Source organism: Shewanella sp. OMA3-2, assembly GCF_021513195.1.
GTDB lineage: Bacteria > Pseudomonadota > Gammaproteobacteria > Enterobacterales > Shewanellaceae > Shewanella.
Genome location: NZ_CP090974.1, coordinates 3,468,904 through 3,494,515, shown reverse-complemented (window position 1 = coordinate 3,494,515; position 25,612 = coordinate 3,468,904). Strand labels below are relative to the sequence as shown.

18 protein-coding genes and 2 pseudogenes are annotated in these 25,612 nt (G+C 40.7%); 9 read left to right on the top strand and 11 right to left on the bottom strand.

Annotated features, from left to right (window positions below; translation table 11 throughout):
- The first annotated feature begins 55 nt into the window (after positions 1-55).
- A complete protein-coding gene (locus L0B17_RS15390) occupies positions 56-580 on the top strand; it encodes an Mpo1 family 2-hydroxy fatty acid dioxygenase (RefSeq protein ID WP_235086002.1) in 525 nt (174 codons plus the stop codon).
- Between the two features lie 80 nt (positions 581-660).
- On the opposite strand, the gene L0B17_RS15385 is transcribed toward L0B17_RS15390, so the two are convergent.
- From L0B17_RS15385 to ubiU, 3 genes and pseudogenes are all read right to left on the bottom strand, one after another.
- Positions 661-2,022, bottom strand: coding sequence for a YjiH family protein (locus L0B17_RS15385; RefSeq protein WP_235086001.1), 1,362 nt, complete (start codon positions 2,020-2,022; stop codon positions 661-663).
- 863 nt (positions 2,023-2,885) lie between these two features.
- The gene (locus tag L0B17_RS15380; RefSeq protein ID WP_235085999.1) at positions 2,886-3,773 is read right to left on the bottom strand and encodes a U32 family peptidase; all 888 of its coding nucleotides are present in this window, start codon (positions 3,771-3,773) and stop codon (positions 2,886-2,888) included.
- Positions 3,774-3,784: 11 nt separating this feature from the next.
- Positions 3,785-4,797, bottom strand: a pseudogene (gene ubiU / locus L0B17_RS15375) (ubiquinone anaerobic biosynthesis protein UbiU).
- A gap of 149 nt (positions 4,798-4,946) precedes the next feature.
- Between ubiU and ubiT the strand changes: the two are divergent.
- Entirely contained in the window at positions 4,947-5,318 is a 372-nt protein-coding gene (gene ubiT / locus L0B17_RS15370) for a ubiquinone anaerobic biosynthesis accessory factor UbiT (RefSeq protein WP_272491874.1), read from the top strand.
- Between the two features lie 361 nt (positions 5,319-5,679).
- Here ubiT and L0B17_RS15365 read toward each other — a convergent pair whose 3' ends face one another.
- A complete protein-coding gene (locus tag L0B17_RS15365) occupies positions 5,680-7,128 on the bottom strand; it encodes an ice-binding family protein (RefSeq protein ID WP_235085997.1) in 1,449 nt (482 codons plus the stop codon).
- Between the two features lie 290 nt (positions 7,129-7,418).
- The gene (locus L0B17_RS15360) at positions 7,419-9,833 is read right to left on the bottom strand and encodes an ice-binding family protein (RefSeq protein ID WP_235085995.1); all 2,415 of its coding nucleotides are present in this window, start codon (positions 9,831-9,833) and stop codon (positions 7,419-7,421) included.
- Positions 9,834-10,382: 549 nt separating this feature from the next.
- Here L0B17_RS15360 and L0B17_RS15355 point away from each other — a divergent pair.
- From L0B17_RS15355 to L0B17_RS15340, 4 genes are all read left to right on the top strand, one after another.
- Entirely contained in the window at positions 10,383-12,563 is a 2,181-nt protein-coding gene (locus L0B17_RS15355; protein WP_235085993.1) for a PAS domain-containing hybrid sensor histidine kinase/response regulator, read from the top strand.
- On the top strand, positions 12,563-14,113 hold the full coding sequence (locus tag L0B17_RS15350) for a sigma-54-dependent transcriptional regulator (RefSeq protein WP_235085992.1): 1,551 nt from the start codon (positions 12,563-12,565) through the stop codon (positions 14,111-14,113). Before L0B17_RS15355 ends, L0B17_RS15350 begins: the two co-directional genes overlap by 1 nt.
- A gap of 262 nt (positions 14,114-14,375) precedes the next feature.
- Positions 14,376-14,753 carry a PA2779 family protein gene (locus L0B17_RS15345; protein ID WP_235085990.1) on the top strand — a complete coding sequence of 126 codons (378 nt, stop codon included), beginning with the start codon at positions 14,376-14,378 and terminating at the stop codon, positions 14,751-14,753.
- A 51-nt stretch (positions 14,754-14,804) separates the two neighbouring features.
- Complete coding sequence (locus L0B17_RS15340; RefSeq protein ID WP_235085988.1) at positions 14,805-15,488, top strand: PA2778 family cysteine peptidase; 684 nt, start codon at positions 14,805-14,807, stop codon at positions 15,486-15,488.
- A 413-nt stretch (positions 15,489-15,901) separates the two neighbouring features.
- Here L0B17_RS15340 and L0B17_RS15335 read toward each other — a convergent pair whose 3' ends face one another.
- Positions 15,902-16,153: a YfhL family 4Fe-4S dicluster ferredoxin gene (locus tag L0B17_RS15335; protein ID WP_235085986.1), complete on the bottom strand. Its 252-nt coding sequence runs from the start codon at positions 16,151-16,153 to the stop codon at positions 15,902-15,904.
- Positions 16,154-16,172: 19 nt separating this feature from the next.
- Complete coding sequence (gene trhP / locus L0B17_RS15330) at positions 16,173-17,561, bottom strand: prephenate-dependent tRNA uridine(34) hydroxylase TrhP (protein ID WP_235085984.1); 1,389 nt, start codon at positions 17,559-17,561, stop codon at positions 16,173-16,175.
- Positions 17,562-17,847: 286 nt separating this feature from the next.
- Here trhP and L0B17_RS15325 point away from each other — a divergent pair, with 286 nt between their 5' ends.
- A complete protein-coding gene (locus tag L0B17_RS15325) occupies positions 17,848-18,690 on the top strand; it encodes an HDOD domain-containing protein (protein ID WP_235085982.1) in 843 nt (280 codons plus the stop codon).
- Positions 18,691-18,758: 68 nt separating this feature from the next.
- Positions 18,759-20,261 carry a putative bifunctional diguanylate cyclase/phosphodiesterase gene (locus L0B17_RS15320; RefSeq protein ID WP_235085981.1) on the top strand — a complete coding sequence of 501 codons (1,503 nt, stop codon included), beginning with the start codon at positions 18,759-18,761 and terminating at the stop codon, positions 20,259-20,261.
- Between the two features lie 130 nt (positions 20,262-20,391).
- Here the strand turns inward: L0B17_RS15320 and L0B17_RS15315 are convergent, their stop codons facing one another.
- Entirely contained in the window at positions 20,392-20,832 is a 441-nt protein-coding gene (locus tag L0B17_RS15315; protein ID WP_235085979.1) for a thioesterase family protein, read from the bottom strand.
- A gap of 229 nt (positions 20,833-21,061) precedes the next feature.
- Here L0B17_RS15315 and L0B17_RS15310 point away from each other — a divergent pair, with 229 nt between their 5' ends.
- Entirely contained in the window at positions 21,062-21,487 is a 426-nt protein-coding gene (locus L0B17_RS15310) for an OsmC family protein (protein ID WP_235085977.1), read from the top strand.
- Positions 21,488-21,508: 21 nt separating this feature from the next.
- Here L0B17_RS15310 and L0B17_RS15305 read toward each other — a convergent pair whose 3' ends face one another.
- From L0B17_RS15305 to ettA, 3 genes and pseudogenes are all read right to left on the bottom strand, one after another.
- Positions 21,509-21,982, bottom strand: coding sequence for a LabA-like NYN domain-containing protein (locus L0B17_RS15305; RefSeq protein ID WP_235085975.1), 474 nt, complete (start codon positions 21,980-21,982; stop codon positions 21,509-21,511).
- Positions 21,983-22,228: 246 nt separating this feature from the next.
- A complete protein-coding gene (locus tag L0B17_RS15300; RefSeq protein WP_235085973.1) occupies positions 22,229-23,440 on the bottom strand; it encodes a hypothetical protein in 1,212 nt (403 codons plus the stop codon).
- A 251-nt stretch (positions 23,441-23,691) separates the two neighbouring features.
- Positions 23,692-25,358 (bottom strand): annotated as a pseudogene (gene ettA / locus L0B17_RS15295) (energy-dependent translational throttle protein EttA).
- Between the last annotated feature and the right edge of the window lie 254 nt (positions 25,359-25,612).

Below are 25,612 nucleotides of genomic sequence, written 5' to 3'. Positions count from 1 at the left end.
AACTAGAGCTGATACGTTAAATTAATAAAATAATAATATTCATTAGAGACTCAACATGAAATCTGCAGTAGAACAACTTGCCACCTATAAAAGTGTCCACCTGAACCCTAAGAATATTCAAACCCATTTTATAGGGGTGCCAATGATCATTTGGTCAGCATTTTTGATGTTTGGCACATTACGGTTTCAATACGGTGACTTCGAGTTCAGTGCGGCTATGGTGGTGATGTTGGTTGTACTTGGCTATTATTATAAGCTGCATGTTAGGCTTGCTATTGGATTAACGTTATTTATTGTCCCTGTGTTAATCACCTCTGAAATGGCTGTTCATACTGCTCATCCTTTTATATTAGCCATATCCATATTCGTTGTGGGTTGGGTGATTCAATTTATTGGTCATAAATATGAAAAAGCTAAACCGGCTTTTATGGATGATTTAAATCAGTTACTTATTGGACCATTTTTTTTAATGGCGGAACTGTATTTTATGTTTGGCTGGGAAAAGCAATTAGATGCTGAAATCACGCCTATAGCAAGAGATAAACGCCGTGCAATTGAAACTGCTAAGCGGACCATTTAGGTTGAACGTTAAATATAATTAGCTGATTATAAAACCAAAAAGCCGTCATTAGACGGCTTTTGTTATTAGTGAGCAATCCCTTAAGACAAAATGAGATGCCCCATTAACGCGATAATAGGTAGGGTCACTACAGTACGTAGTATGAAGATGACGAACAGCTCTAAAAAGTTAACTGGGATTTTACTGCCAATAAGTAGAGCACCTACTTCACTCATATAAATTAATTGAGTTACAGATAAAGCTGCAATAACAAAACGCGTCAGATCTGACTCAATTGAGCTAGCTAAAATTGAAGGAATAAACATATCAGCAAAACCGACAACAATAGTTTTAGAGGCCAGAGCAGCATCGGGGATCTGTAATAGTTCCAGTAATGGAATGAAAGGCATGCCTAAATAATCAAATATAGGGGTGTACTCAGCCAGTATTAATGCCATCGTGCCAATTGCCATCACCACAGGTATTATGCCAAAAATCATATCGACGACATTTTTAACCCCATCCAATATCACTTGTTTAACACTAGTGACCTGCGACGCGCGCGCTAATGCTTGATGATAACCCCAAGAAAATACACCATGACCTTGTGGTAGCATCTCATCATCAGGGTGACGAGGAGTTTCATCAATATAGTTATCTTTCTTCCAAGATAGTGGCGGGAGCTTAGGCACTATGATTGCTGCGACTATGCCTGCTAAGCAGACTGTCAGGTAAAAGGGGACAAATAAGTGCTCTAATTTAACCTGTGAAATCACCACTAAGCTAAAGGTAATCGATACTGCCGAAAACGTGGTACCAATAACCGCGGCTTCTCGTTGGGTATAAAAGCGTGTTTCATACTGCTTAGACGTCATTAAAATACCCACGCTACCGTCGCCTAACCAGGAGGCGATACAGTCTACAGCACTGCGTCCGGGTAAATTAAATATTGGTCGCATAATTTTTGTTAGCAAAGTGCCAAAAAACTCAAGTAACCCAAAATTCAACAAAAGTGGCAATAGCATTCCAGCAAATACAAAGACTGAAAAAAGCACTGGTAGCAGGTCGTTATACACTAGGCTGCCGGTATTACCTGAAATAATGGCTTCAGGGCCGACTTCAAAGCAGGTTAAACCAATAAATACAGCGCCAAGCACTCGCATTAGTAACCAAAACAGTGACACATTAAGCAAGGCATGTAAAAAATGACTTTGTCTGACAAACTTAGGTTTAACTAATCTGGCCAGAATAGAAATTAAGGCCATAAAAATAACAATACCAGTGACAATAAGTTGAATACTGTTTCCCATTGTTGACTGTAAAGTCTTAGAAACGATAGCAATAGGTATGGTTAAGCCGTTATCAGTGCTAATTGGGGCAATAAAAAGTAACAAACCGATCAGAGACGGTATAATAAAAGTTAATATTGTCTTGAGGTTATGTATTGGTTTTTGTTGATTCACGTCTTATACCTTAAATATACCTACTCTAGGCAGTGAATAAATTATCAAGTTATGCCAATAAAGTTTGGCTTAACGTGTTTTGATAGTCATTTTTGCCGCAAGGTTACCGTCAATTCATGGTTAAGTAAAATGGTTCACTCAAACGAATAGTTAGTACTTATTTTTGATTAAGTATATTGTAACGCAAAAATGATTTTATGTACTTAAAATAAATGTAATCAGACGGTTACATTTGTTGCTGTAATTTTTGGAGGTGTTGTTTTTACTCTGATTTATATAGATAATTTGGCTTGAATTGACTTATAAGGCACATATTTATGCGTCTGTAACGCCAATATGCCAAAAAAAATAGCACATTATTATAGATTTTTTATTTAAAAGCGTAATTGTTGAGCAGCACTTTTACCTTGTAAGGCTCTGTTTTTGGCTGCTATGTCATTTAAACTGCATGCGCATGCGTTCTACAGTAAATGGTGTAATCACAAATCAAGATAGTATTGAGCAGTTGCAATGCGTTTTAATTTATTAGGATGTTTTGGGCTTTGTTAGGCTTAATTACCGCCAGTTCTTTGAGGTAGTATACAATGAGCTTACAGGTTGCTTATGGGTTACTTTATTTATTTTCAACAGCTTAGGTTGGTTTTTTCTCGATACTAATATTTGTTGATTGCTTAATTTGCATAGTTTTTCCCTATGAAGATGACCTTCGTGGATATTATCGCAGCATCAGCAGCACTATCCCCAAAGTCGGCTCTTTGCTGGCAAGCATTGATGTATTGATTAAATGGTACAGTGATATCACCTTGGTTTGTTGGGTGTTATCACTGCAGCCGTGGCTAAATCAATCTATGAAATCTGAGCGGCTATAGTGCCGTGACACCTTGATGAATCTGCATGCCCGCTTCACCAAACCAATACCCATTACACTCTATAGCTGAATGTGACGGCGTTATCTCTATTAACTCATTGTGCTGACAGGATGCTATTTGATTAACTAATTCAATATCATCAAGTCCTGTTGGTGACAATCGCCAATAATCGACGCCGATTCTAGACATTAAAGGTATTTGATTAATTAAGTTAACTTTTGCCGCCGATTGAGTTTGGATACCGTTTAATCTGAGCAGCGGTTGTGACTCTTGAGTTTGTGTCAACAATCCTTTGGGGTATTGCAGACAAACTGTCTGGCAATCGAGCTTAGGCTTCTGATGATGCTTGGCGGTAAAGCAGCGGGCAGAATGTGCTAATGGCATGTAGCCATAACCTAATACTTCGGTTTCGAACTGAGTGGTACTTTGCGCCAATACTTGTTCAAGCCATGCCCTAGACAATTCATAAGGCATTACAAATCGTGTCATGCCTAATTTTTGCATGATATCAAGACTGCCGCGATTGTAGAGGTTCAATGATGGGCCGCAGACAAAAGGGATATTAGCGTCTGAGGCAAGGTTGACCGCAGCCATGTCATTGGCTTCAATAGCAAACTCACCATTATCAACAATACGTTTAAGCTCACTGATTTCTGATTGTGACTCAATTAAGGTCATGGTAGACAGAATTACCTTCTTACCTTTTGCAGTCAATATATGCGCTAATTCAAGGTAATCTTTATATTTCATTTCACGGCGGCGACTGCAAATTACTTCGCCTAAATAAACGGTCTCTATCTTAGTGTCAGCAATTGCTTGGTAATACTCAAATAGGCTGATTTTATTCCAGCAATATGTAAGGGGGCCGAGAGATAGTTTCATATTATTAGTCCCTATTGCCATTGACGTTCATATGCACCTAAAGTGGTGACCTGACCTTCAGACACTTTATCCAGTGCTGAATGCCATTGAGGTTGGTTGTTAAGTTTGTCGTTAAACCGTTCTGGTGATTGAAGGTAGGTATCTATTGCCTGGCGCCACACTTGAGTGACTTGGGTCACATAGGCCGGCTTCGTTGGCGTCCTTCAATTTTAAGCGAGCGAATACCTGCTTGGGCAAGCTCTGGAATAAGGCTCATGGTATTTAAGCTAGTAGGTGACTCGAGCATATATTCGGGTGTCATGTCGCTATCTGTTTGGTAACGCCCTTTACACACCACCGGATAGCCTAGTTGTTCATGCTGACTGGCTTTGTCAATCAACACCTCATTTAGACGGGTTAACTTGTCGCTACCGGCGTCTTGCCAGCGAACATGGTTGGCGGGAGAGCATGAGCCACCTGTATTAGGAGATTGACCCGTCACATAGCTAGACAACTGGCAACGCCCCTCAGCCATAATACAAAGGCTACCAAAAGCAAACACTTCTAAATCAACCAGGCTGACCTTAGCTAAGTCCCTGACTTGTTTCATCGACAGCACCCTAGGTAAAACAGCGCGTTCAATATTGAATTGTTTTTTGTAGAAAGACAGTGCGGCGACATTAGTTGCACTGGCTTGCACAGATAAATGCAAGGGTAAATTCGGGTAATGATAATGGGCGTATTCAAGTAATGAGATATCGGCGCAAATAATCGCATCTAGCGCTAAGTCGGCGGCGAGATCTATGGCTTGTTGCCAGCGGTCTTCATGGCCAGGTTTAGCAAAAGTGTTTAAGGTCAGAAAAAGTTTTCTATTTTGTTGTTTAGCCAATTGACTTGCTTGCTTTATTTGTTCCGCTGAAAAGTTAAGTCCAGCAAAAGATCGCGCATTAGTGTCGTCTTTTAATCCAAGATAGACGGCATCGGCGCCAGCATTAAAAGCGGCTTTTAAGGCCGCTAGGTTACCCGCAGGACACAAAAGTTCCATGATCTTTCTCGCAGTTTTGTTGTTATTGTCGATAGGGCAAAGAGTGTAAAAGCGATTGAGTTGACAAGGTTTGATTTGGAACAGGTTTCTAGGAATAAAATGTGAGTAAACTGGCTTGAATTATTATTCATTCCCTGTAGGAGCGCATCATGTTACTTGATTGGCAGCACACTCTAGCCCAAAAAATATTAACCTCGGCCCCTTGCATGGCGCGTCATTCTTTGAATCGGCTACCCAAGCAATTAACGTTAGAAGTGATGGCTAAATTGATCAATCTAGCGCTTAGTAAACAACTTGCAACAGGTGAGATGGACTTTATTGCCGGCAAATGGATTGGCATAAGTGTGCTTGATATCGGACTCGATTTCGCGATAAGCATAAATCAAGTCATTCAGCCTAAGGTGGTGGTAAGAGAATTAAATCAAACAGATGTGATTTTCAGCGGAAATGTTCCAGAGCTATTGCTCATCGCCTCAGGTAAAGAAGATCCTGATAGTCTTTTTTTCAACGAAAGCTGTTAATTGAGGGGGACACTGAGTTGGGATTAGAGGTTAAAAATCTGCTGTTGTCGATAGAACTCGATACTTTACCGACACCCATAAAATTGATAATAAACAAGTTATTATTTAGCCTAGAAATGCTACAGGCCAAAGCCGCTACTGTGAAAGTGGCTTGATGAAGCTAAACCAGAAATTCGATTTGGTAGTAGTTTACATCTTTGATTGGTAACGAGATTGTAGGGTTTATTACTGATGGCTGTCGACATTTTCGATGCACTTCTAATTCAAGTTATTGAGTATAGGTATGGTGTTGTGGCATAAAAAAATTCGCTAAATAAGATTTAGCGAATTTTTATGTACAACAGTAACAAGCCTACTCGTATTACTCTGTAGGTTGAGTCACTGTATTGTGATCTAAAGTGACCGCGGTTTGGCTCATTAATCTGCCGTTAACCGTTGCATCTGTGTTTATACTTATGCCTTTTTCAGCCAAGACTACACCCTCAAAATGCGCAGTGGTATCGAGCGCTACACCCGAACTGCCACCAACCTGCCAGAATATATTTTTTGCCTGAGCGCCACCTTGTAAATTGATACGACTGGCGCTAGCCTGCGTAAGGTCACCGGCTATTTGAAAAATCCACACATCATTAGCACTGCCTGACAGGGTAACGTCGGTAGAAATCAATACGCCTGAACTCCACTTATATAGACCAGGCTCCAATGTCATACCACTGATATCACCGGCACCGAGTTCAGTAAAATCAGGTAAGGTTCTCCCCGCAGCATCGGTATAGGCTGTGCCCATATCAAGCACAGCGCTTGCCACTAAAGTATTGTCTACAGCAGCGCCTGCAAAACAACTAATGATACCACTGCCGGTATAAGCTGCATCCGCACCATAAATGATGCCGCTAATTTCATCACAAAATACATTATCCATTGCCGCTGCTGTAATAGGGCTTGAACCTATGTTGCCAGTTATTGCTGAAGCGGGAATATTGGTAATACCTGTTTTAGTTAAAATAACAAAATTATTCGCACTTTTTAAGTTAACAGGATCAGGTCCAAGAGCCTCGACTGCGCTGGTGGTAAAGCTCCAGCTAAAATTCGCTGCTAATTGATTAGCTGGGGTTGCTAAATCACTGATAGCCGTCGTCAAGGTCGCAGTATAAAGCGTATTAGCGGCTAAATTATCATTTGGATTAAAGCTTGCCGTTGTGCCTAGGAGGCTAATGACACCGGCGACATTATTTGTGCCATCACTTAAGGTAAAACTTGTCGCGTTGACAGTATTAGGGTTAAGGGCTTCACTAAACTTCGCGGTCAGATTTCTATTTATGGCAAAATCCAGCGCTACATTGGCAGGGGAGTTTGACACCACTGTCGGCGCAGTAAGATCTGGTTGCGCAGAGGTGGTAAATACCCAGCTAAAGTCACTGTCAAGCGCTATGCCTGCAACACTTGTTACTTCAGTTGTGATTGATGCCTTGTACATAGTGTTATGTGAAAAGTCACTGCTTGGGGCAAATACTGCGGTATTGCTGGTTTCATTGTAAGAAACCACGCCTAACACGGCAGTTTGGTTCGGATCTGTTAAGGTAAAGCTGGCATCATTAATGGTCGCCTGTTTCATCGCTTCACTAAAGGTGACTGTGATTTGTTGGTTGATCGCGACATCAATAGCAAAATCGATTGGGTTACTGGCGTTAATGACAGGCACAGTTGTCGCTTCATCGTCATTGTCACTGTTACAACCAGTGACTAAGGTTACCATCAATATCGTGCTAGCCAATATCGTCTGGCTGTAATATTTATTTGTTGCGTGCATTGTGTATATCCTTTTAATAATTAACATTGCAATAGACAGAGTGTCAGGTATCACCATCAGCAATTAACCGATGGATAGATTCTGTTTTGCATTGTGGATAGTTTTCGATAGCTGAAGTCGCGCATACAGACAAATGTTAGAGTAATAACCTTGACCATAACGGAACTTTTTACAGCTGTATCAGCACCTAAGATGTGCCTCACCTGGCAGTGGTATTAAATAATGAGGTGACAGACTGTCACCTCATTCTTTGTTTTTATGACCTCGACTCGGCTAAGTCGATGGTAAAACTAGTTAGCTTTAGTCACAGCGTTAGCATCCAAGGTGACCTGGTCGGTAACGGCAAATAATCGGCCAGTGACGTTAGCACCTGTTAATACATTCACTTCTGACCAGGCAAAAACATTGCCATAGAAGCTGGTATTTGTGCCAATAACAGTCTTACCGGCGGTTCTCCAATAGACATTTTTTGCCTGGGCGCCATTGATAAGCACAATATCACCACCTGGTGCACCAGATGTTAGGTTGCCGCCTATGCTGAAGATGAACACAGAATCTGGATCGCCTTCGCCATCAAGGGTAAGGGTGCCGGTTTGAAGGGTGACATCGGATGCGGTTTTATATACACCACGAGTCAGTGTCAGATTACCTAGTTCAATCGGACAAACTTGGGTTGCGGCATTTGGATTAGGATCTGCCGCTAGGAAGTTGTAGGCAATTCCAAGGTCGGTTCTAGACTGATTAATAAATGTGACCATCGAAGCATACGGCACAGGAACCACATAAGGGGGCGTGCTGTCGTCGCCAGCATAAGACAAACCATTAGTTAGTTCAGTAAATTCTCCAGCGTTAACGCCAGGGGTAAACCCTGCGTAATAAGAGCGAGCTTGGTCAAGAATACCTACATCACCGTTAACAAGGTTTGAGCCGCTGGTGGTAGTAATAGTTTGCGATGCGAGGATAACAAAGCGCTTTATTTCACCCATTTCAGGCGCTAATGGATTGTTTAACAAGGCGTCAGTCACATCCAACGTGGTATCTGCTGATAATCCACCTAGTGATGCTTGAATTATAGATGAACCGACTTCAATAGCACTTGCACGTCCGCTATTGAGTTGTTCATTTGGATTCATTGTGGCAACGAGTATATCACTTGAAGACCAAATAGCCGTTGAGGAGATATCTATTGACTCGCCGTTAGAATAATTACCCTTGGCAACAAACTGCTGGCTTGATCCCTTTACTATACTCGGATTCGTCGGAGTGACATCAATTGAATTTAATGTCGCGGAGATCACTGTCAACGTGGTGGTATTTGAGAGTGAAGCTAACGTTGCGCTAATACTGGCTGAACCTGGATTCATACCTGTAGCAAGTCCGTTGCTTTTGACCGATGCAACGAAAGTATCATTAGAAGACCAGGTAACGGCAGCGGTAATATCAGTCACAGAGTTATCTGAATAGGTTCCGGTTGCGGCAAACTGTTGATTTAGCCCATTAGGAATAGTGGAATTAATCGGTGATACCAGGATTGAATTTAACGTAGCTGCTGTGACTGTCAGGGTAGTATTTGCTGATACGCTGCCTTTAGTTGCTGTAATAAGTGCATTACCAGCATTAACGCCGTGAGCAAGACCACTGGTTACTTGTGCATTGGGGTTCATAGTGGCAATTAAGGTATCACCAGATGACCAGATAACTGAGGTAGTAATGTTAACCGAAGTACCATCAGAGAAGGTGCCAGTGGCGATCAATTGTTGGCTCAATCCCTTAGCAATGCTCGGGTTGTTTGGCATAACGGCAATAGAGACCAAAGCTGCATCGGTTACCGTTAATAATGACGAGGTGGATAGGGTTTCAAACGTTGCCGTAATGAGTGATGTTCCGACAGCAATACTACTGGCAAGACCATTAGCATTAACCGTTGCAACTAGCGTATCAGCAGATGACCAGCTTGCAGTGGCTGTAATATCCACAGAAATACCATCAGAATAAGTACCGGTAGCAGTAAACTGTTGAGTCAAGCCGTTAGCAATACTTAGATTCTTAGGGGTTAATGCAATTGAATTTAAAATAGCATCAGTGATCGACAGCTCAGTGGTAGCATCTTCTGCACCAAAAGAAGCAGTAATCATTACCTTTCCAACAGCAACGCCTTTTGCAAGACCATTGGCATTAATGCTAGCAAGTAGCGGATCTGTAGATGACCAAGAAACTAAAGGTGTCACATCGGGCGAGGTGCCATCTGAATAGATGCCTGTGGCAACAAATTGTTTTGTTAATCCTCTAGCAATACTTGGGGTAATTGGGGTTATGACTAAACTTGTTAAAGTTGCATCAGTGATGGTCAGCGTGGTTGTTGCGACTAATACACCTGATAATGAATTTACCGTGGCAGTGATATCAACATCGCCTGTAGCAACGCCAATGGCAAGGCCGCGGGTATTGATGGTCGCTCTTGTCGAGTCAGTAGAAGACCATGTGACAGTGCTAGAGATATCAGATGATGTGCCGTCCGAATATGTACCAGTTGCAATAAATTGTTTATTTAAACCCAAAGCAATGCTTGGATTCGCTGGAGTGACTGCAATGGCTGTAAGTGCCGCGCCATTATCATTATTGTTATCTCCATGACACCCTGCTAGGAGGACAACTCCAAGTAGCATAGCGAACACGAGATAAGCTTTTTGTACAAATCTATTCATTCTTTTCTTCCTTCTAGCTTGACTGAATTACTCATTTTTCGTTTTCTTACATCAATAAAGGTGACGATTTGTTTAGCAGAGATGACAGTCACAATCCGTTTTTATTCTGGTTGAGTGATGTCGATGTTTTGACAATATAGGGCCACACATTCGAGTAAGATATCGATAGCATTATCCAAGTAAATGCAACTAGCCTGCCAACATATGAAATAAGCCAGATAAATAATTTAGTTGTTTAATAACAGCTAGATAACAGTTTTCATTTAGGGGTTTGATTAAATAGCGCAGATCAATTTCTGCTAAGTATGAAAGAACTGTTATATATGGTGGTTACGGTTTTTTTGTGTGTTAAATAATGCGGTTTTTCATGGATATAAATAGGGCTTGTCAAGTAAGTAATGTTATATTGAACAGCGAACAGCAAATACCAAGCTGTATCAGTATTACTCTTTATTTGTGTCAGACAAACTTCCCGACTCGGCAGTTTAATCGCCTCTGGATCGCCATACTTGTTTCCGTCAGCACCAACGGATGAAAATAGAAATAGACATGAAAAAAGATAACCAAACAACCCCATCAAACTTGATTAATTCAGATAGCTTTAAAAGCTTGCTAGAACTCAAAGGCGGTGATGCGGATTTATTTGAGACCGCAATTGAAGACATTACCGAACGTCGACAAGCTGAAGAGGCTTTGCTTAATGCTGGCGCTTTGCAGCGTGCCATTTTTAATAGCGCTAACTTCTCCTGTATCGCTACTGATGCGAAAGGAGTTATCCAAATTTTCAACGTTGGCGCAGAGCGAATGCTGGGTTATTCGGCCATTGAAGTGGTCGACAAAATTACCCCCGCAGAGATATCCGATCCCCTAGAAGTTATTGCCCGCGCAGAAGCACTTAGTGTTGAACTTGAAACCTTAATAACCCCAGGTTTCGATGCGTTGGTATTTAAATCTAGGCGTGGCATTGAAGATATTTATGAACTGACCTACATTCGCAAGGACGGTAGCCGGTTCCCTGCGGTAGTGTCGGTTACCGCGTTACGAGATGAGCAAGACGCTATTATAGGTTATTTGTTGATTGGTACCGACAACACTGCTCGTAAGCGTATCGAACAAGAACAGAAAATCTTGGGACAACGCCTTCAAGATCAGCATTTTTACACCCGAAATCTGATTGAATCTAATATTGATGCGCTGGCTACCACAGATCCATCTGGAATCATTACCGATGTCAATAAACAGATGGAAGAGCTTACAGGAAACAGTCGTGATTCACTGATAGGTACTCCATTCAAAGACTATTTCACCGATCCAGCACTTGCTGCTGCCGGTGTAGAGAAGGTGTTAAATGAAAAGAAAGTGTCTGATTATGAACTGACCGCTCGAGCTAAAAATGGTAAAGAAACCGTAGTTTCGATTAACGCAACCACCTTTTATCACCGCGACAACAAACTGCAAGGTGTTTTTTATGGTGCCCGAAATGTCACTGAACGTAATCGTCTCAATCAAATATTGCGAGAAAAAAACATTGAGCTGGAAAATGCCAAAGCGGTGGCAGAGAAAGCTAACCAGGCTAAATCCGATTTTCTTTCCAGCATGAGCCATGAGTTGCGGACGCCGCTGGGAGCAATATTGGGTTTTGCACAACTGATGGAGTCGGGCACTCCCGCACTCGCGCCTGCTCAAAAACGCAGTATTGCTCAAATTCTTAAAGCTGGTTGGTATTTACTTAAACTAATTAATGAAATTCTTGATCTGGCGTTGATTGAATCAGGTAAATTACCTATGTCAATCGAAGCTGTGTCGCTGGCAGAAGTCATGGAAGAATGTGTGTTGATGAGCGAGCCACAAGCGAAAACACATGATATCCAGGTTGTCTTTAAGCGTTTGGCTACTAAGGTTTTTCTCAATGTTGATCGAACCCGACTAAAGCAGGTCATTATTAATTTGCTCTCTAATGCGATTAAATATAATCGCGAGGGTGGCAGCGTGGTATTGGAATGCAGCCAAAGTAACGAAGACATGATGCGCATTAGTGTCCGTGATACGGGGGGAGGATTGTCTACGGAACAACTAGGGCAACTTTTCCAACCCTTTAACCGACTTGGACAAGAAGCTAATGGCCAGGAAGGTACAGGCATTGGTCTGGTAGTCAGTAAGCGCTTGGTTGAGTCAATGGGAGGGGTCATTGGCGTACAAAGTACGGTTGGTGTGGGGAGTGTTTTCTGGTTTGAATTAAATCGAACAGACGAACCTTTATCCAGCGATGCAGACAGTGCTGATATTGTACAGGCAACGTTAGAATGTGACGATCCTGGAGGAGTGCAAACCTTGCTTTACGTCGAGGATAATCCGGCTAATTTGATGTTGGTTGAAAACATTATCTCTCGGCGACCGAATCTTCGTTTTCTCAGTGCGGCGGACGCCATTAAAGGGATAGAAATGGCACATACCCATCAGCCGGATGTTATCTTGATGGATATCAACTTACCAGGGATTAGTGGCTTGACGGCATTAAAAATTCTGCGAGAAAGCCCGAAAACAGCCGCCATACCCGTGGTAGCGCTGAGTGCTAATGCCATTCCCCGCGATATTGAAAAAGGGTTGGATGCCGGTTTTTTCCGCTATCTCACCAAACCACTGCGGATTAATGAATTCATCAGTACATTGGACATAGCCCTTGAGCAAGTCAATAGGTCAGACAATAGTCCGGATAAGGAAATAAAATAATGGCAATCACTGCTATCGATATTCTTAACGCTAAGATTCTCATTGTTGATGATCAAGAACCCAATGTCATTTTGCTTGAACAACTGCTGCTTGATAGTGGTTATAGTCAAATAACTACAACAATGGATCCTCAAAAGGTGTGTGAGCTCAATCGGCAAAACCACTATGACTTGATCTTACTTGATTTACAGATGCCCAAAATGGATGGTTTTGAAGTAATGGCCGCGCTTAAGGCGGATGATGGCAACGATTATGTTTCCGTATTGGTGCTTACTGCACAACCCAACCATAAACTAAAGGCTCTACAAGCTGGTGCTAAGGATTTTATCAGTAAGCCTTTTGATCTGCTTGAAGTTAAAACACGCATTTATAACCTGCTAGAAGTGCGTTTGCTGTACAAGCAATTGGGGGAGAATAACATTACTCTGGAAGACACAGTGCAACAGCGGACTGCAGAGTTAATAAAAACCAATCTGCAACTCTGTCAGGAAATAGAGGAGCGCAAAAAAGCCGAAGCGTCTTTGCGGGAGACTTATACGCAAATTAAAAAATTAAAAGATAAGCTACAAGCTGAAAACGTTTATCTGCTAAAGGAAGTCGCACAGCAATTTAACTTCGACGAAATTATCGGCAATAGCAAACTGCTTTCGCAGGTTTTCCAGAAAGTAGAGCAAGTGGCCCCGATGGATGCGACCGTGCTATTACTTGGCGAAACAGGGACTGGTAAAGGTGTCGTAGCCCGCGCCATTCACAGTCGCAGTTCGCGCAAAAAGAGGCCTTTGATCACAGTAGATTGTACTACCTTGCCCGCTACGCTAATAGAAAGTGAGTTGTTTGGCAGAGAGCGAGGAGCTTTCACTGGGTCTGATAGCAAACAGATTGGCCGTTTTGAGCTTGCCGATGGTGGCACTATATTCCTGGATGAAATCGGCGAGATGCCACTTGAGATGCAAGCCAAATTACTTAGAGTTATCCAGCATGGTGAGTTTGAACGTTTGGGCAGTCCGCGCACTGTTAAAGTTGATGTAAGAATTATAGCCGCCACTAACCGTAACCTTCTTGAAGAAGTACATAAAGGTAAGTTCCGTGAAGATCTCTATTATCGGCTCAATGTATTTCCAATAATTCTGCCGCCATTAAGGCAACGAAAGGAAGATATCTCATTATTAGTTAATCATTTTGTGATTAAATTTAATAAGAAGATCGGTAAGCAAATTGATATCATTAGCCAGGAGGCATTACACGCTTTGCAGCAGCACAATTGGCCTGGTAATGTACGAGAATTAGAGAGCGCCATTGAGCGTGCAGTGATACTTAGCGAAGGGCATTCACTGCAAATATTCGATCGCTTTGAAAGCTTCGATAAGCAGCCGCTAAGCGAAGAGTCGTTGAACAAGGCGTTAGGTGATTTGGAATATGAGCATATCGTCAAAGTCTTGCAGCAAACTAAGTGGCGCATTGAAGGTGAAAAAGGGGCGGCATTGATCCTTGGACTCAACCCCAGCACATTGAGAGCTAGGATGCGTAAATATGGCATAGTCAGGCAGTGATGTTGGGTCTGTATTGCATATAAAGGTAGGTATATTAGCTAGCCGCTATCAAGTCGTATATGGGGTCTTTACAAGCGATAATAAAGTGACAGTATTGGCTATTCATGTAGGTATATCTAGGTCGCTCTAATGCTAAAAGTGAACTGTCAGATAGATAATTGCGCTCTATATTTTGGCATAAACTTGATATGTCTTGTGATCACTTCACATTCATTCTATTCTTTAAAAAATTGTCTACATTCTATCAACTAAAGGAAAACCAATGAAAAAAATTCTTGTCGTTGCCACAATTATATTAACCTACTTGGCTTGTATTTCAAGCACTTACGCTGGTGTTATTTCCTCTGAGCAGGTTATAGTTCAACAGCAGAGTATTTATAACAAACAACAAGTACTAGAAATGCTGGACAACGTTGAAGTTCAAGACAAACTTGTCGCGCTTGGTGTGAGTATTGACGATGCAGAAATGCGCATCGCCAGTATGACAGATCAGGAATTAAACCAATTGAATACCCAGATGAATGAAATGCCTGCTGCTGCGGGTATAGTCGGGGTGGTTGTCACTGTATTAGTCGTATTAGTGGTACTCGACTTGGTGGGTGTGACCGATGTGTTTTCCTTTATTAGGCCAATAAACTAAATCATTTTCTCAAATATCAGAGCTATTTATATTTTGATATATAGCATATTTATGAAAGCCACTCTTTTGATTGGCTTTTGTTTATTTATCAGTGGCTGTGCATCAGTTACACCTCAAACATTGCAACTGCTAGCAAATCCGCCAGCTATCTCGCCTAAATATCAAATAGTCGATGTTCCTTTTTATGCTCAAGAGGACTATTTTTGTGGTCCTACCACATTATCGGAAATATTTAATTTTTATGGGATGAGTAAAACGCCACAACAAATTGCCCCCTCACTTTTTATTCCTGATTTACAAGGAAGTCTGCAAATTGAAATGGTTGCAGCGGCACGTCAACAAGGCCTGCTTGCTTATGCAGAGTCTGGTAATTTGACACAGTTACTTTCGTTGGTTAGTGAGAATATTCCAGTTATTGTGCTACAAAACTTATCGACTGCATGGTATCCCATGTGGCATTACGCCGTGGTCACGGGCTACGATTTAGATAAGCAGCATGTGATCTTGCATTCTGGTACCAATAAGAACCGAATTGCCGAATTTAAGGTGTTTGAGCAAACTTGGCAGCGCGGTCAATATTGGTTACTGGCGGCGGTACCTACTGATGTGGCAAGTGTGTATTTCGATCCTTTTGTGTACATTAGTGCCGCCCAAGATTTACTGAGTATTGGCCAAAGCCGTTACGGGATTGCGGCTTTGGAAAATGCGACCGGCAATGGCCTGACTATTGGCTAAGTTATTTTTTACTTGGAAATTATTATTTAACCATTGATAAGAACAAAGCTAACTATTGGTATAAAAAGGGACTTGTTTTTACAGAAAAATTATCAAAACAGCACGCTAAGCAGCAGGCTTCTTATTTAAATAATTATGCTTATAGTCTGTCTTTAATTGGGTGTAAACAAGGCGCTATGGAAATGATTGAAAAGGCCCTTAGCTTAGACCCTGCCGATAGCAACATTCAGAATAGTCAAAAAGAAATAGAGCAAATACCTGACAGTGGTATTTGTTCAGAGCATTAAAGTTAGTCGTTTGAATGGTATCGCATAATGTGCATTTAAGTGCAGTGCTTTGGTTTAAAATTACTTTGTCGCTTTATTGTTTTCAAGCGTTACTCAGTGCTTATTTTAAGCAATTTGGGCTCAACTTTATGTTAACTCCATAATAGCGGTATATTTCATCTGCAGCTCATTTTGTGACTCTTTATGATTTGGATCTATGGCGATGCAATCAATAGGGCAAACAGAAATACATGTCGGCTTATCATAATGGCCTACGCATTCGGTGCATAATAGCGGATCTATCTCATAAATCTCTTCACCCATAGTAATCGCTGAATTTGGGCATTCAGGTTCACACATGTCACAGTTAATGCAGCTATCATCTATGAGTAAAGCCATTGTTTAACCTTGTAATAATTTAACCTTGTTGATGAGGGTTACGCGTATTCTGACCCTGTGGCAAGTTACGCATTAAAATCGCTTTGTCAGTACCCACTTCTGGCGGCAGCTTTAGAAATACAAAGTGCCCTGAACCTAATCCTGCTTCGACTTGTGCTCCTTTACGATTAACGAGCTGGCCAATGGTTAGGTTCATATTACCCAGAGGTGTCATGATTTCTACGCTATCACCAACAGAGAACTTATTTTTAACCTCTATTTCAGCTAGACCTTCGGCATTACGTTTACCGGTAAGCTCGCCCACAAATTGCTGGGTATCGCTAACAGAATAACCATGTTCATAATTTTGGTATTCGTCATGCACATGACGACGCAAGAAGCCTTCAGTATAGCCTCTATGAGCTAATCCTTCTAAATTATGCATCAGTGTGCGGTTAAAGTCCTTACCTGCCGCAGCATCTTCAATTGCCTGGCGATATAATTGTGCGGTACGCGCGACATAATAGAAAGACTTGGTTCGCCCTTCAATTTTTAATGAGTTTATGCCCATTTTAGTCAGTCGGTCGACATGTTGAATTGCGCGCAAATCTTTGGAGTTCATAATATAAGTGCCGTGCTCATCTTCAAAGGCTGGCATTAACTCACCTGGGCGACCAGGCTCCTCTAACAAAAACATTTTATCGGTTGGGGCACCTGCGCCTAAGGTTGGAACCGCAATTTGTGCATCCCTTGGATTATAAATTGAAGGGCTTGATTGCAGCGCTATGATATCACCATTGTCATCTTGCTTGGCTTCATGGGCATCATACTTCCAGCGGCAGCTATTAGTGCAAGTACCTTGGTTTGGGTCGCGTTTATTAATATAGCCAGATAATAAACAACGGCCAGAATATGCCATACATAATGCGCCATGAACAAAGACTTCCAACTCAATATCAGGGCAGCGTTGACGTATTTCTTCTATTTCATCGAGTGATAATTCGCGAGACAAAATAACTCGTTTAATACCTTGTTGTTGCCAAAACTTAACCGAGGCCCAATTAATCGCATTAGCTTGTACTGAAAGATGAACTACTTGATCGGGAAATGCTTCACGTACCATCATGATAAGTCCAGGGTCAGACATAATCAGTGCATCTGGCTTCATCGTGACCACAGGTTTCATATCTTTTATATAGGTTTTTAATTTGGCATTGTGGGGCGCAATATTACTCACTACATAGAGTTTCTTGCCAAGAGAATGTGCTTCTTCAATACCGCTGGCTAAGTTTTCCATCTTAAAGTCATTATTTCTCACCCGTAGACTATAGCGAGGCTGGCCGGCGTAGACAGCATCTGCGCCATAAGCAAAGGCATAGCGCATATTTTTAAGGGTACCGGCAGGAGACAATAACTCAGGTTTAAACATAATTACGCTCAATCTCGCATTTTTAATGTACCAATCGTGGGGGGCCGAATCGTACTTAAGATATAACAGTGGAGCAAACATGGCCCTCTGTTATGTGAGGTAACTCTCCTTTTAAGCTTACCAGCAGTGATATAGGTGTATATTAAACTCGTACCGAGGTGATAATATGATTTTGTTAGTTAAAGTTATCACATTGTAATGATTTTGATTGGCTAAATTCGCACATTGCCCTGTATTCGGTATACAATTCTATTCTTAACCATTTTCCTTTTTTGATGGAGACAACATGTCTACTGAACATCAACTATTAGTCAGCTTATTAAAAAAATTAAAAGACGACTCATTAGTCCTTCCAACATTGCCTGAAGTTGCTATGAGAGTGCAAGAAGTGGTTGCCCGTGCAGACTCTAGTTTGAAACAAGTGGGTGATATTATTGGTCAAGATGCGGCGATTTCTGCCCGGATCATTAAAGTGGCTAATAGCGCATTATATTCAAGAGGCAATAAAGCCGAGAATATTACCGCTGCAGTAAATCGTATTGGCTTGGTTCAAATTAAATCAATTACCACTTCTGTTGCAATGGAACAGCTATTTATCTCGACCAATGAAATGGTCTGGGAAGTTATGGATGAAGTATGGAGCACATCTATTGAAGTGACGGCAGCGGCTTGTGCCATGTTAGAGATTTATAATAAACGTAATCCAAGTAAGAAATTAGATCGAGAAACCCTTACTTTAGCGGGACTGGTGCATAATATTGGTGCATTACCGGTATTGTCTGAAGCTGAATTACATCCAGAGTTTTTTGCCAGTATCGATCAGCTCCGCGGCTTAGTGCGTAAAATGCAAGGGCCAATAGGTCGAGCGGTGTTGAAAAGTTGGGACTTCGCGCCTGAAGTAACAGAAGTAGTTGAACGATGGGCTGATTTACATTATCTTTCAGAGCGTGTTACCTATTTAGACTTTATTCGCGCAGCCGCTTTTTATACTGGAGAGTTACGTGCCGGTGAAGAGCTAGCACAGCGTCTTAATGTGTTTGCTGAACGAGGATTACCAGTAACACCAGAGGATTTAGGCAGTGATGCGTTTACTGATCTATATCATTCTATTAAAGAAAGTTATGAATAATTGATACTAACGACTGTTAGTAATAATAATGATTATTTGTGCCGGTATAACGTGAATAGAACAATTTGATGACTCAGACAGTATATCTATTTAGTGTGTCCATTTTAGCCACCTTACTCTGCATCATCTTGGTTGTGGGTGGCATTTATTGTTGGCGCCTAAAACGATATCTACACTATCTGACGTTCGCTTTAGAACGCCAACTAGAGATGATTTCGGCCGTTGATTTTGGCAATGTACCTAAAGTGTTCAGTTCACTTATCACAGTGTTAATCAATCTACAGAAATCGATTCCCTTCAACGTTGAACGCGACAAGCTCACCGGTTTATCAAATCGAGTGGGTTTTAAGCGTAAAATGCTCAGTCGTATGCCGATAAAACAAGGCATGATTGTGCTTATTGATATTAAACAGTTTCGCTTTGTAAATGACTTGTTTGGCTTTGTTTTTGGCGACGCTTTGCTAAAGGCTTTTGCTCATCGTGTTACAGGTTTACCGGAAAAAGCCCTGTTTGTTGCCCGGATGAATGGTAATGAGTTTTTGTTATTTTTCCCCGACAGTGTAAGCGATGAATATTTAATCGAAATAAAACAGCAGCTGCAACAGCCATTTGAAATTGAACAACAACCTATTAGTGTTACAGTACAGTTAGGTGTGTTAGCTGTAGCGGCACATCATGGTGATGTCAGTATTATGTTACGCCGCTTAGATTTAGCGTTAAAAAAATCTAAATTGCATCGTAATAATATCGCTTACTATGATAAAGATGATGATAAAAAACAGTACCGTGAGTTATTAATTATAAATAGCCTTCCTAAAAATTTAAAGCAAAATCAACTATTTATGGTGTACCAGCCAAAGTTGGATATTAAAGCCGGTAAGTGTACTGAAGTGGAGGCGCTCGTTCGTTGGCGTCATGAAGGATTAGGCGATGTTTCCCCCAATGAGTTTATTCCTTTAGCTGAGAAAACCGGTATGATCAGTATGATCAGTGACTGGGTATTAGAACAAGTGGTGTCTCAGCAAGCGAAATGGCGTGAACAAGGAATTAATGTCAAAGTTGCGATTAATTTATCCAGTGCAGATTTACACAATGAACAGTTAGTTAATAATATCACTACTACACTGCAACGGTATTTAGTGCCTGCAGAATGTTTGATGATTGAGATAACTGAAAGCACCTTGATGGAATCAGTTGAGCACGTGATCAGTACCGTTGAAGCTTTACAAGCGATAGGGGTAAAGGTGGCTATTGATGATTTTGGTACTGGTCACTCGTCTTTAGCTTATTTACGTCATTTACCGGTTAATGAAGTCAAAATAGATAAAGCGTTCTTGGAAGGTTTTCAACATGAAAAACAAGCGCAAAGTATTGTAAAAATGACCATTGCATTGGCTAAAGAACTGGGGTTTGATGTGACAGTTGAAGGCGTTGAAACGCTCAGTATTTTACAGATATTAACCGAATTTGGTGTTGATCGTATTCAAGGCGATTACTTTGCTAAGCCTTGTGATGCTACTGAGTTTGCCTACGCTTATCCAAAATTATCTCAATATCAGGTTTATGAATAATTTGCGACATAACGTTAATATTGCTCATAACCCTGATAACTTAATAAAATTATAACCGCTCAAACAAACCATTATAGTCTTATCAAGACACCATTTTATTAAGCCATAGTCGTATGAAAAAATAGTTGTCTTAAGTAATATTTGTATTAAGCAATGTAATCAACTCGGTTGTCATCGGCGCAAGCTGTCGATTTTTATTCATACACACCATTTCAATATTAGCGGTGACAGCAGCTTTAGTGGCATTAGGCCGCCATATTTCTTGTTTCCATATAGTACGATATTTACTTTCAAAGCAAAATTGCGTTCTAACATCAATAATGTCAGCAAACTCCACCCCGTCATGGCAAATCATGTCGCTTTTATACACGGCAAACCCCAATCCTTGCTCACTCCAAAGTTGTTGCAATATATTTGCCCCAATAACGTGTTCACGGGCGCGTTCAAAGTACTTTAAAAAATTAGGGTGATAAACCACACCAGAAAAATCCGTATCTTCATAGTAAATTTGTACGGCAAAGTGAGCGGTATCACTCCAAATAAGCGAGTTGTGGCTAGTAGGTTTGTTCATGATTTTCCTAATCGTTTTATTGTTTATATAAAACGCAGCATTGTTAACGTGTAAGTCGAAATGAAACGATGGCAGTGTAGAGGATTTTGAACAATTTTTCAGTCAATATATTCAGCATAGAGTAATGTCTTTTTTCAGTAACCATTGCCATTAAGCAATAATAAAAGGTATAATTCTTTACATAAGATTTTTCTAATGTAATTTGATTTTTTTAATGGATGGTGCTTCTATGGCGGACAAAATTGTTGAAGTTAATACCACTATGGGTGAAGGCTGGAAAGTGACCGCCCAAATTCGTGAGCACACATTGATTATCGATCAACCTACAGCAGGTAATGAAGGAGCAAACCCATTAGAAACTTTTTTATTCTCACTTGCAGGGTGTATTTCTGCCATTGCCAAAATGGTTGCGCGTGATAAAAAAATTCATATTCGTCAGTTTGATATGCAAGTTAAAGCAGTGGTAAATACTGCAGGGCTGTCTGGACAGCCAACGGATGACCGAATTGGTTTTAAACAGATTGATTTAATGGCGACGATTGATGCCGATTTAGACGAACAGCAAAAACAGGCATTTCTTGATGAGGTATGCCATCGTTGCCCGGTACACGATAATTTACTCAACCCAACCTTAGTCAGCCATAGTGCTAAATAAAGGCCTTGGATAGTCAATCGGTTAACGCAGCAGTGTAGAATCTATTGGGGTATGCTGCTGACATTGATCCGTAAGTGACTTTGCCGTTAACCGCGGCACACTGATCACATGGGTTAAACAGTCATATTTACGATTAATCGCTTTAATCAGCAAGTCAAAATCACCATCACCTGACAATAAAATAACTTCATTAACGTCAGCGGACAGTTCAAGCATGTCAATCGTTATCCCTACATCCCAATCACCTTTAGCTGAGCCATCACTGCGTTGTATGTAGGGTTTTGTCTTAACCGTAAAACCAATGTATTTAAGCGCATCTTGAAACTTGACCTGACCATCATCATTTGGGGCAATCGCATAAGCAATCGCATGGGTAATCTCACCCCTGTCAGCTAATTGTTTATATAATTCACGGTAATTAAAGCTGCGATCAAACGCTTGTTTGCAGGTGTAATACACATTTTGAACATCAACAAACACAGCAATTTTATACATTAATCAACCTTAGACACATGAGTTTAATAAAATATTAATAGTTAATGCTACCATATTAACCTGGGGTCTGTTGATCTTTGCTGGTTGAATTTTGTTCGAGTTAAAAACGTTTTTATTCGAACAATTCGCTGCAAAAACAACCCTGAAAAATCACAGGCCCTAGTCAATTATCCAGTGATTAATGCCATAAAAAAAGCCATACACTGTGGCATGGCTTGATTAAGCATTAAACAAATATCGAGTAAGTTACTTTTCTACCGGTTCATTGGTAAATTCAAAGTTTTGCTTTTTATTTGATGGTGTAACACCCATAAAATACTCATAACCGCGCTCAGATAGTGATTTTTTCGCTTCTGGCTGTTTGGTTTCTTTAATGGTTTTTTGATCAGCCATTAAGGTATATTTAGCTTTAGGTTTTTGCTTGATTTCACCCTTAGCTGACTCAGTCACACCTGAAGACGATTTGCTGTTACTTTTGGTTAAAGCAGAACCAGATAAGTCAAAGGTGTAATTAAATACGCCGTTACCTTCAATATTCTCAACACTGGATTTATCTTTTGATTGGTATGACGCTAAAATACCATGCTTTCCTAGAGGAATTTCATGGAATAGTTCTTTACCAGTACCAATTTTAACACCATTAACAAACCAATCAGCAGGCACATTGCTGACCAAGGTGATCATGGCAGAGTTTAATCCTAATCTTTCATTAAGTAGTTGATCAATTTTGTTGTTATATGATGGTTTAAATTTCATCGCTACGGTGTAATTTAAGTTACCATTCATGTTCATGTTGGCATCCATTACTTCGTACGACAATAGCACGCTTTTATCATTCAGAAATGGTGATTCATTGCGGGTGTTAGTTAAAATAAAGCTTTTAGATTCTTTTAAACAATCAGTAATTGACTGGTATTTAGAGCATTCAGTTGAACCATTAATATTTACCGGAAGGCTACTACTTGATTTTGATAAATCGCCAATTAAACGGTTAGTTATATCTGTTTTCAACTTAAAAAGCTGTTTACTTTGTGCAGTACGCTTAGTATTAATCGCGTTATATTCTGCCAAAATTTCAGCATTTTCTGCTTCTAAAGCTGCAGATTCTTCAATTGAGCGAGTTTCAAGTTGGTCAATTTTGTTTACCGTTGACTCAATCTGTTTATAGACCTGAGGCATATTGTCTTTAGCAAGTATTTTTTTAGGTAAATCAGTGATTAACAAATCGTATGACTGTTTTTCACTTTCAATTTGCTCTACCAGCTCTTCTATATCAAAGGCTTTCTTATTATGTTGAGTAAATTTGTTATTAACTGAAATTAATAGTGCATCAATATCGAATTGATCTTCAATTTGAGTTAGACGTCTTTTTTCTTCTGAGTTGATGACTTCTAATGCAGCAAAAGAGTTGCTCGCAAATAAGTACAATAACGCAAGGGTAATTGAACCGTATCTCACTGATATCTCCGTTGAATAACTATTAGCTTATACAATCGCTGCAAAATGAAATTGTTAACAAAAATCAGCAACGCACAAAATAATCCATTAATTAAGTGATAATACTTAACTTGTTAGGGGTTTACAAACAGATTATGGCGAGGACTCAGTATAAATGACAAATTTTTGACGTAATGCCCTAATGCTTTATCTGACGATCATTAGACAATAATGAAACAGGGGCCGAAGCCCCTGTTGTCAATTGGGTGATTTTATTTTGTCATACGCTTATATTTTAAGCGATGTGGCTCAACAATATCAGCACCATAAGTACTTTTTAGCCAAGTAGAATATTCAGTATAGTTTCCTTCATAAAAGTTAACTTTACCTTCATCACGGTAATCTAAAATATGGGTTGCGATACGATCTAAGAACCAGCGGTCATGGGAAATTACCATGGCGCAACCTGGGAACTCTAATAACGCCTCTTCTAGTGCACGTAAAGTTTCCACATCTAAGTCATTGGTTGGTTCATCGAGTAGTAATACGTTACCACCGGCTTGAAGTAATTTAGATAGGTGGACACGGTTGCGTTCACCACCTGATAAAGTGCCGATAATTTTTTGTTGATCTCCACCGCGGAAGTTAAAGCGACCAACATACGCACGGCTTGGTATCTCCATATTGCCGACTTTCATAATATCCTGACCGCCAGAGATCTCCTGCCACACAGTATTCTTATCATTCATTGAATCACGGAACTGCTCTACTGAGGCTATTTGCACTGATTCACCCACAGAAATTGTGCCGCTGTCAGGTTGTTCAGTACCAGAGATCATTTTAAACAGGGTTGATTTACCCGCGCCGTTGGCGCCGATAATACCGACGATTGCGCCTTTTGGCACAGTGAAGGTTAAATCATCAATTAATACCCGATCGCCATAGGATTTAGTTAAGTTGGTAACCTCTATGACCTTGTCACCCAAACGTGGTCCAGGAGGGATAAATAACTCATTAGTTTCATTACGTTTTTGGTAGTCGTTGGTGTTCAACTCTTCAAAACGCGCCATACGTGCTTTGCCTTTAGATTGGCGGCCTTTAGCGCCTTGACGTACCCATTCTAGTTCTTTTGCTATGGTCTTTTGACGAGCGCTTTCAGTTGCTGATTCTAGCTTAAGACGATCATTTTTTTGCTCTAACCAGGAAGAGTAATTGCCTTCCCATGGAATACCTTCACCACGGTCAAGCTCTAAAATCCAACCCGCTGCATTATCTAGGAAGTAACGGTCATGGGTAATAGCGACCACAGTACCAGTGTATTCTTGTAAAAAGTGTTCAAGCCAAGCTACTGATTCAGCATCTAAATGGTTGGTTGGTTCGTCAAGTAACAGCATTTCAGGTTTTTCAAGTAATAAGCGACAAATCGCCACTCGGCGACGCTCACCACCCGATAACACTTCAATCTTCTCATCCCAATCGGGCAGACGTAATGCATTTGCCGCGCGTTCTAACACATTGTCTAGATTGTGGGCATCGTGGGTTTGAATAATGGCTTCTAATTCGCCTTGCTCTTTGGCTAATGCATCAAAGTCGGCATCAGGCTCAGCATATAAAGCATAAACTTCATCTAAACGAGTTAGTGCGTTTTTAGCTTCGCTTACCGCTTCTTCAATCGCTTCACGAACCGTTTGGTTTAAGTTTAGTTTTGGTTCCTGTGGCAAATAACCAATTTTTAGGCCCGCATAGGGCGAGCTTCGCCTTCAATTTCAGTATCAAGACCAGCCATAATGCGCAGCAGTGTTGATTTACCTGAACCGTTTAAGCCTAATACGCCAATTTTTGCGCCAGGGAAAAAACTTAAAGAGATATCTTTTAAAATCTGCTTTTTAGGTGGGACAATTTTGCCCACTCTTAGCATGCTATATACAAATTGAGCCATGAGGTTCCAACATTGATTAACACAGAATAGGATGATTCTAATGGAATCTTAATCGAACTTAAATCGGATTTTAATTGTAATAAGTCGATTTTTATCATCTTGTAGCGCACTAGCTCAGAACCGTCAGAATTAGGCTAAACAGAAAGTCGCCTAGTAGTCGTGGTTTACTGCGTAATATAAGCCGTTTTAGTCGTAAAAATAGAACAGTGTTTTTAGTGACTGTTTTATGGATTATGTAGGGTGAAAAAATGGCA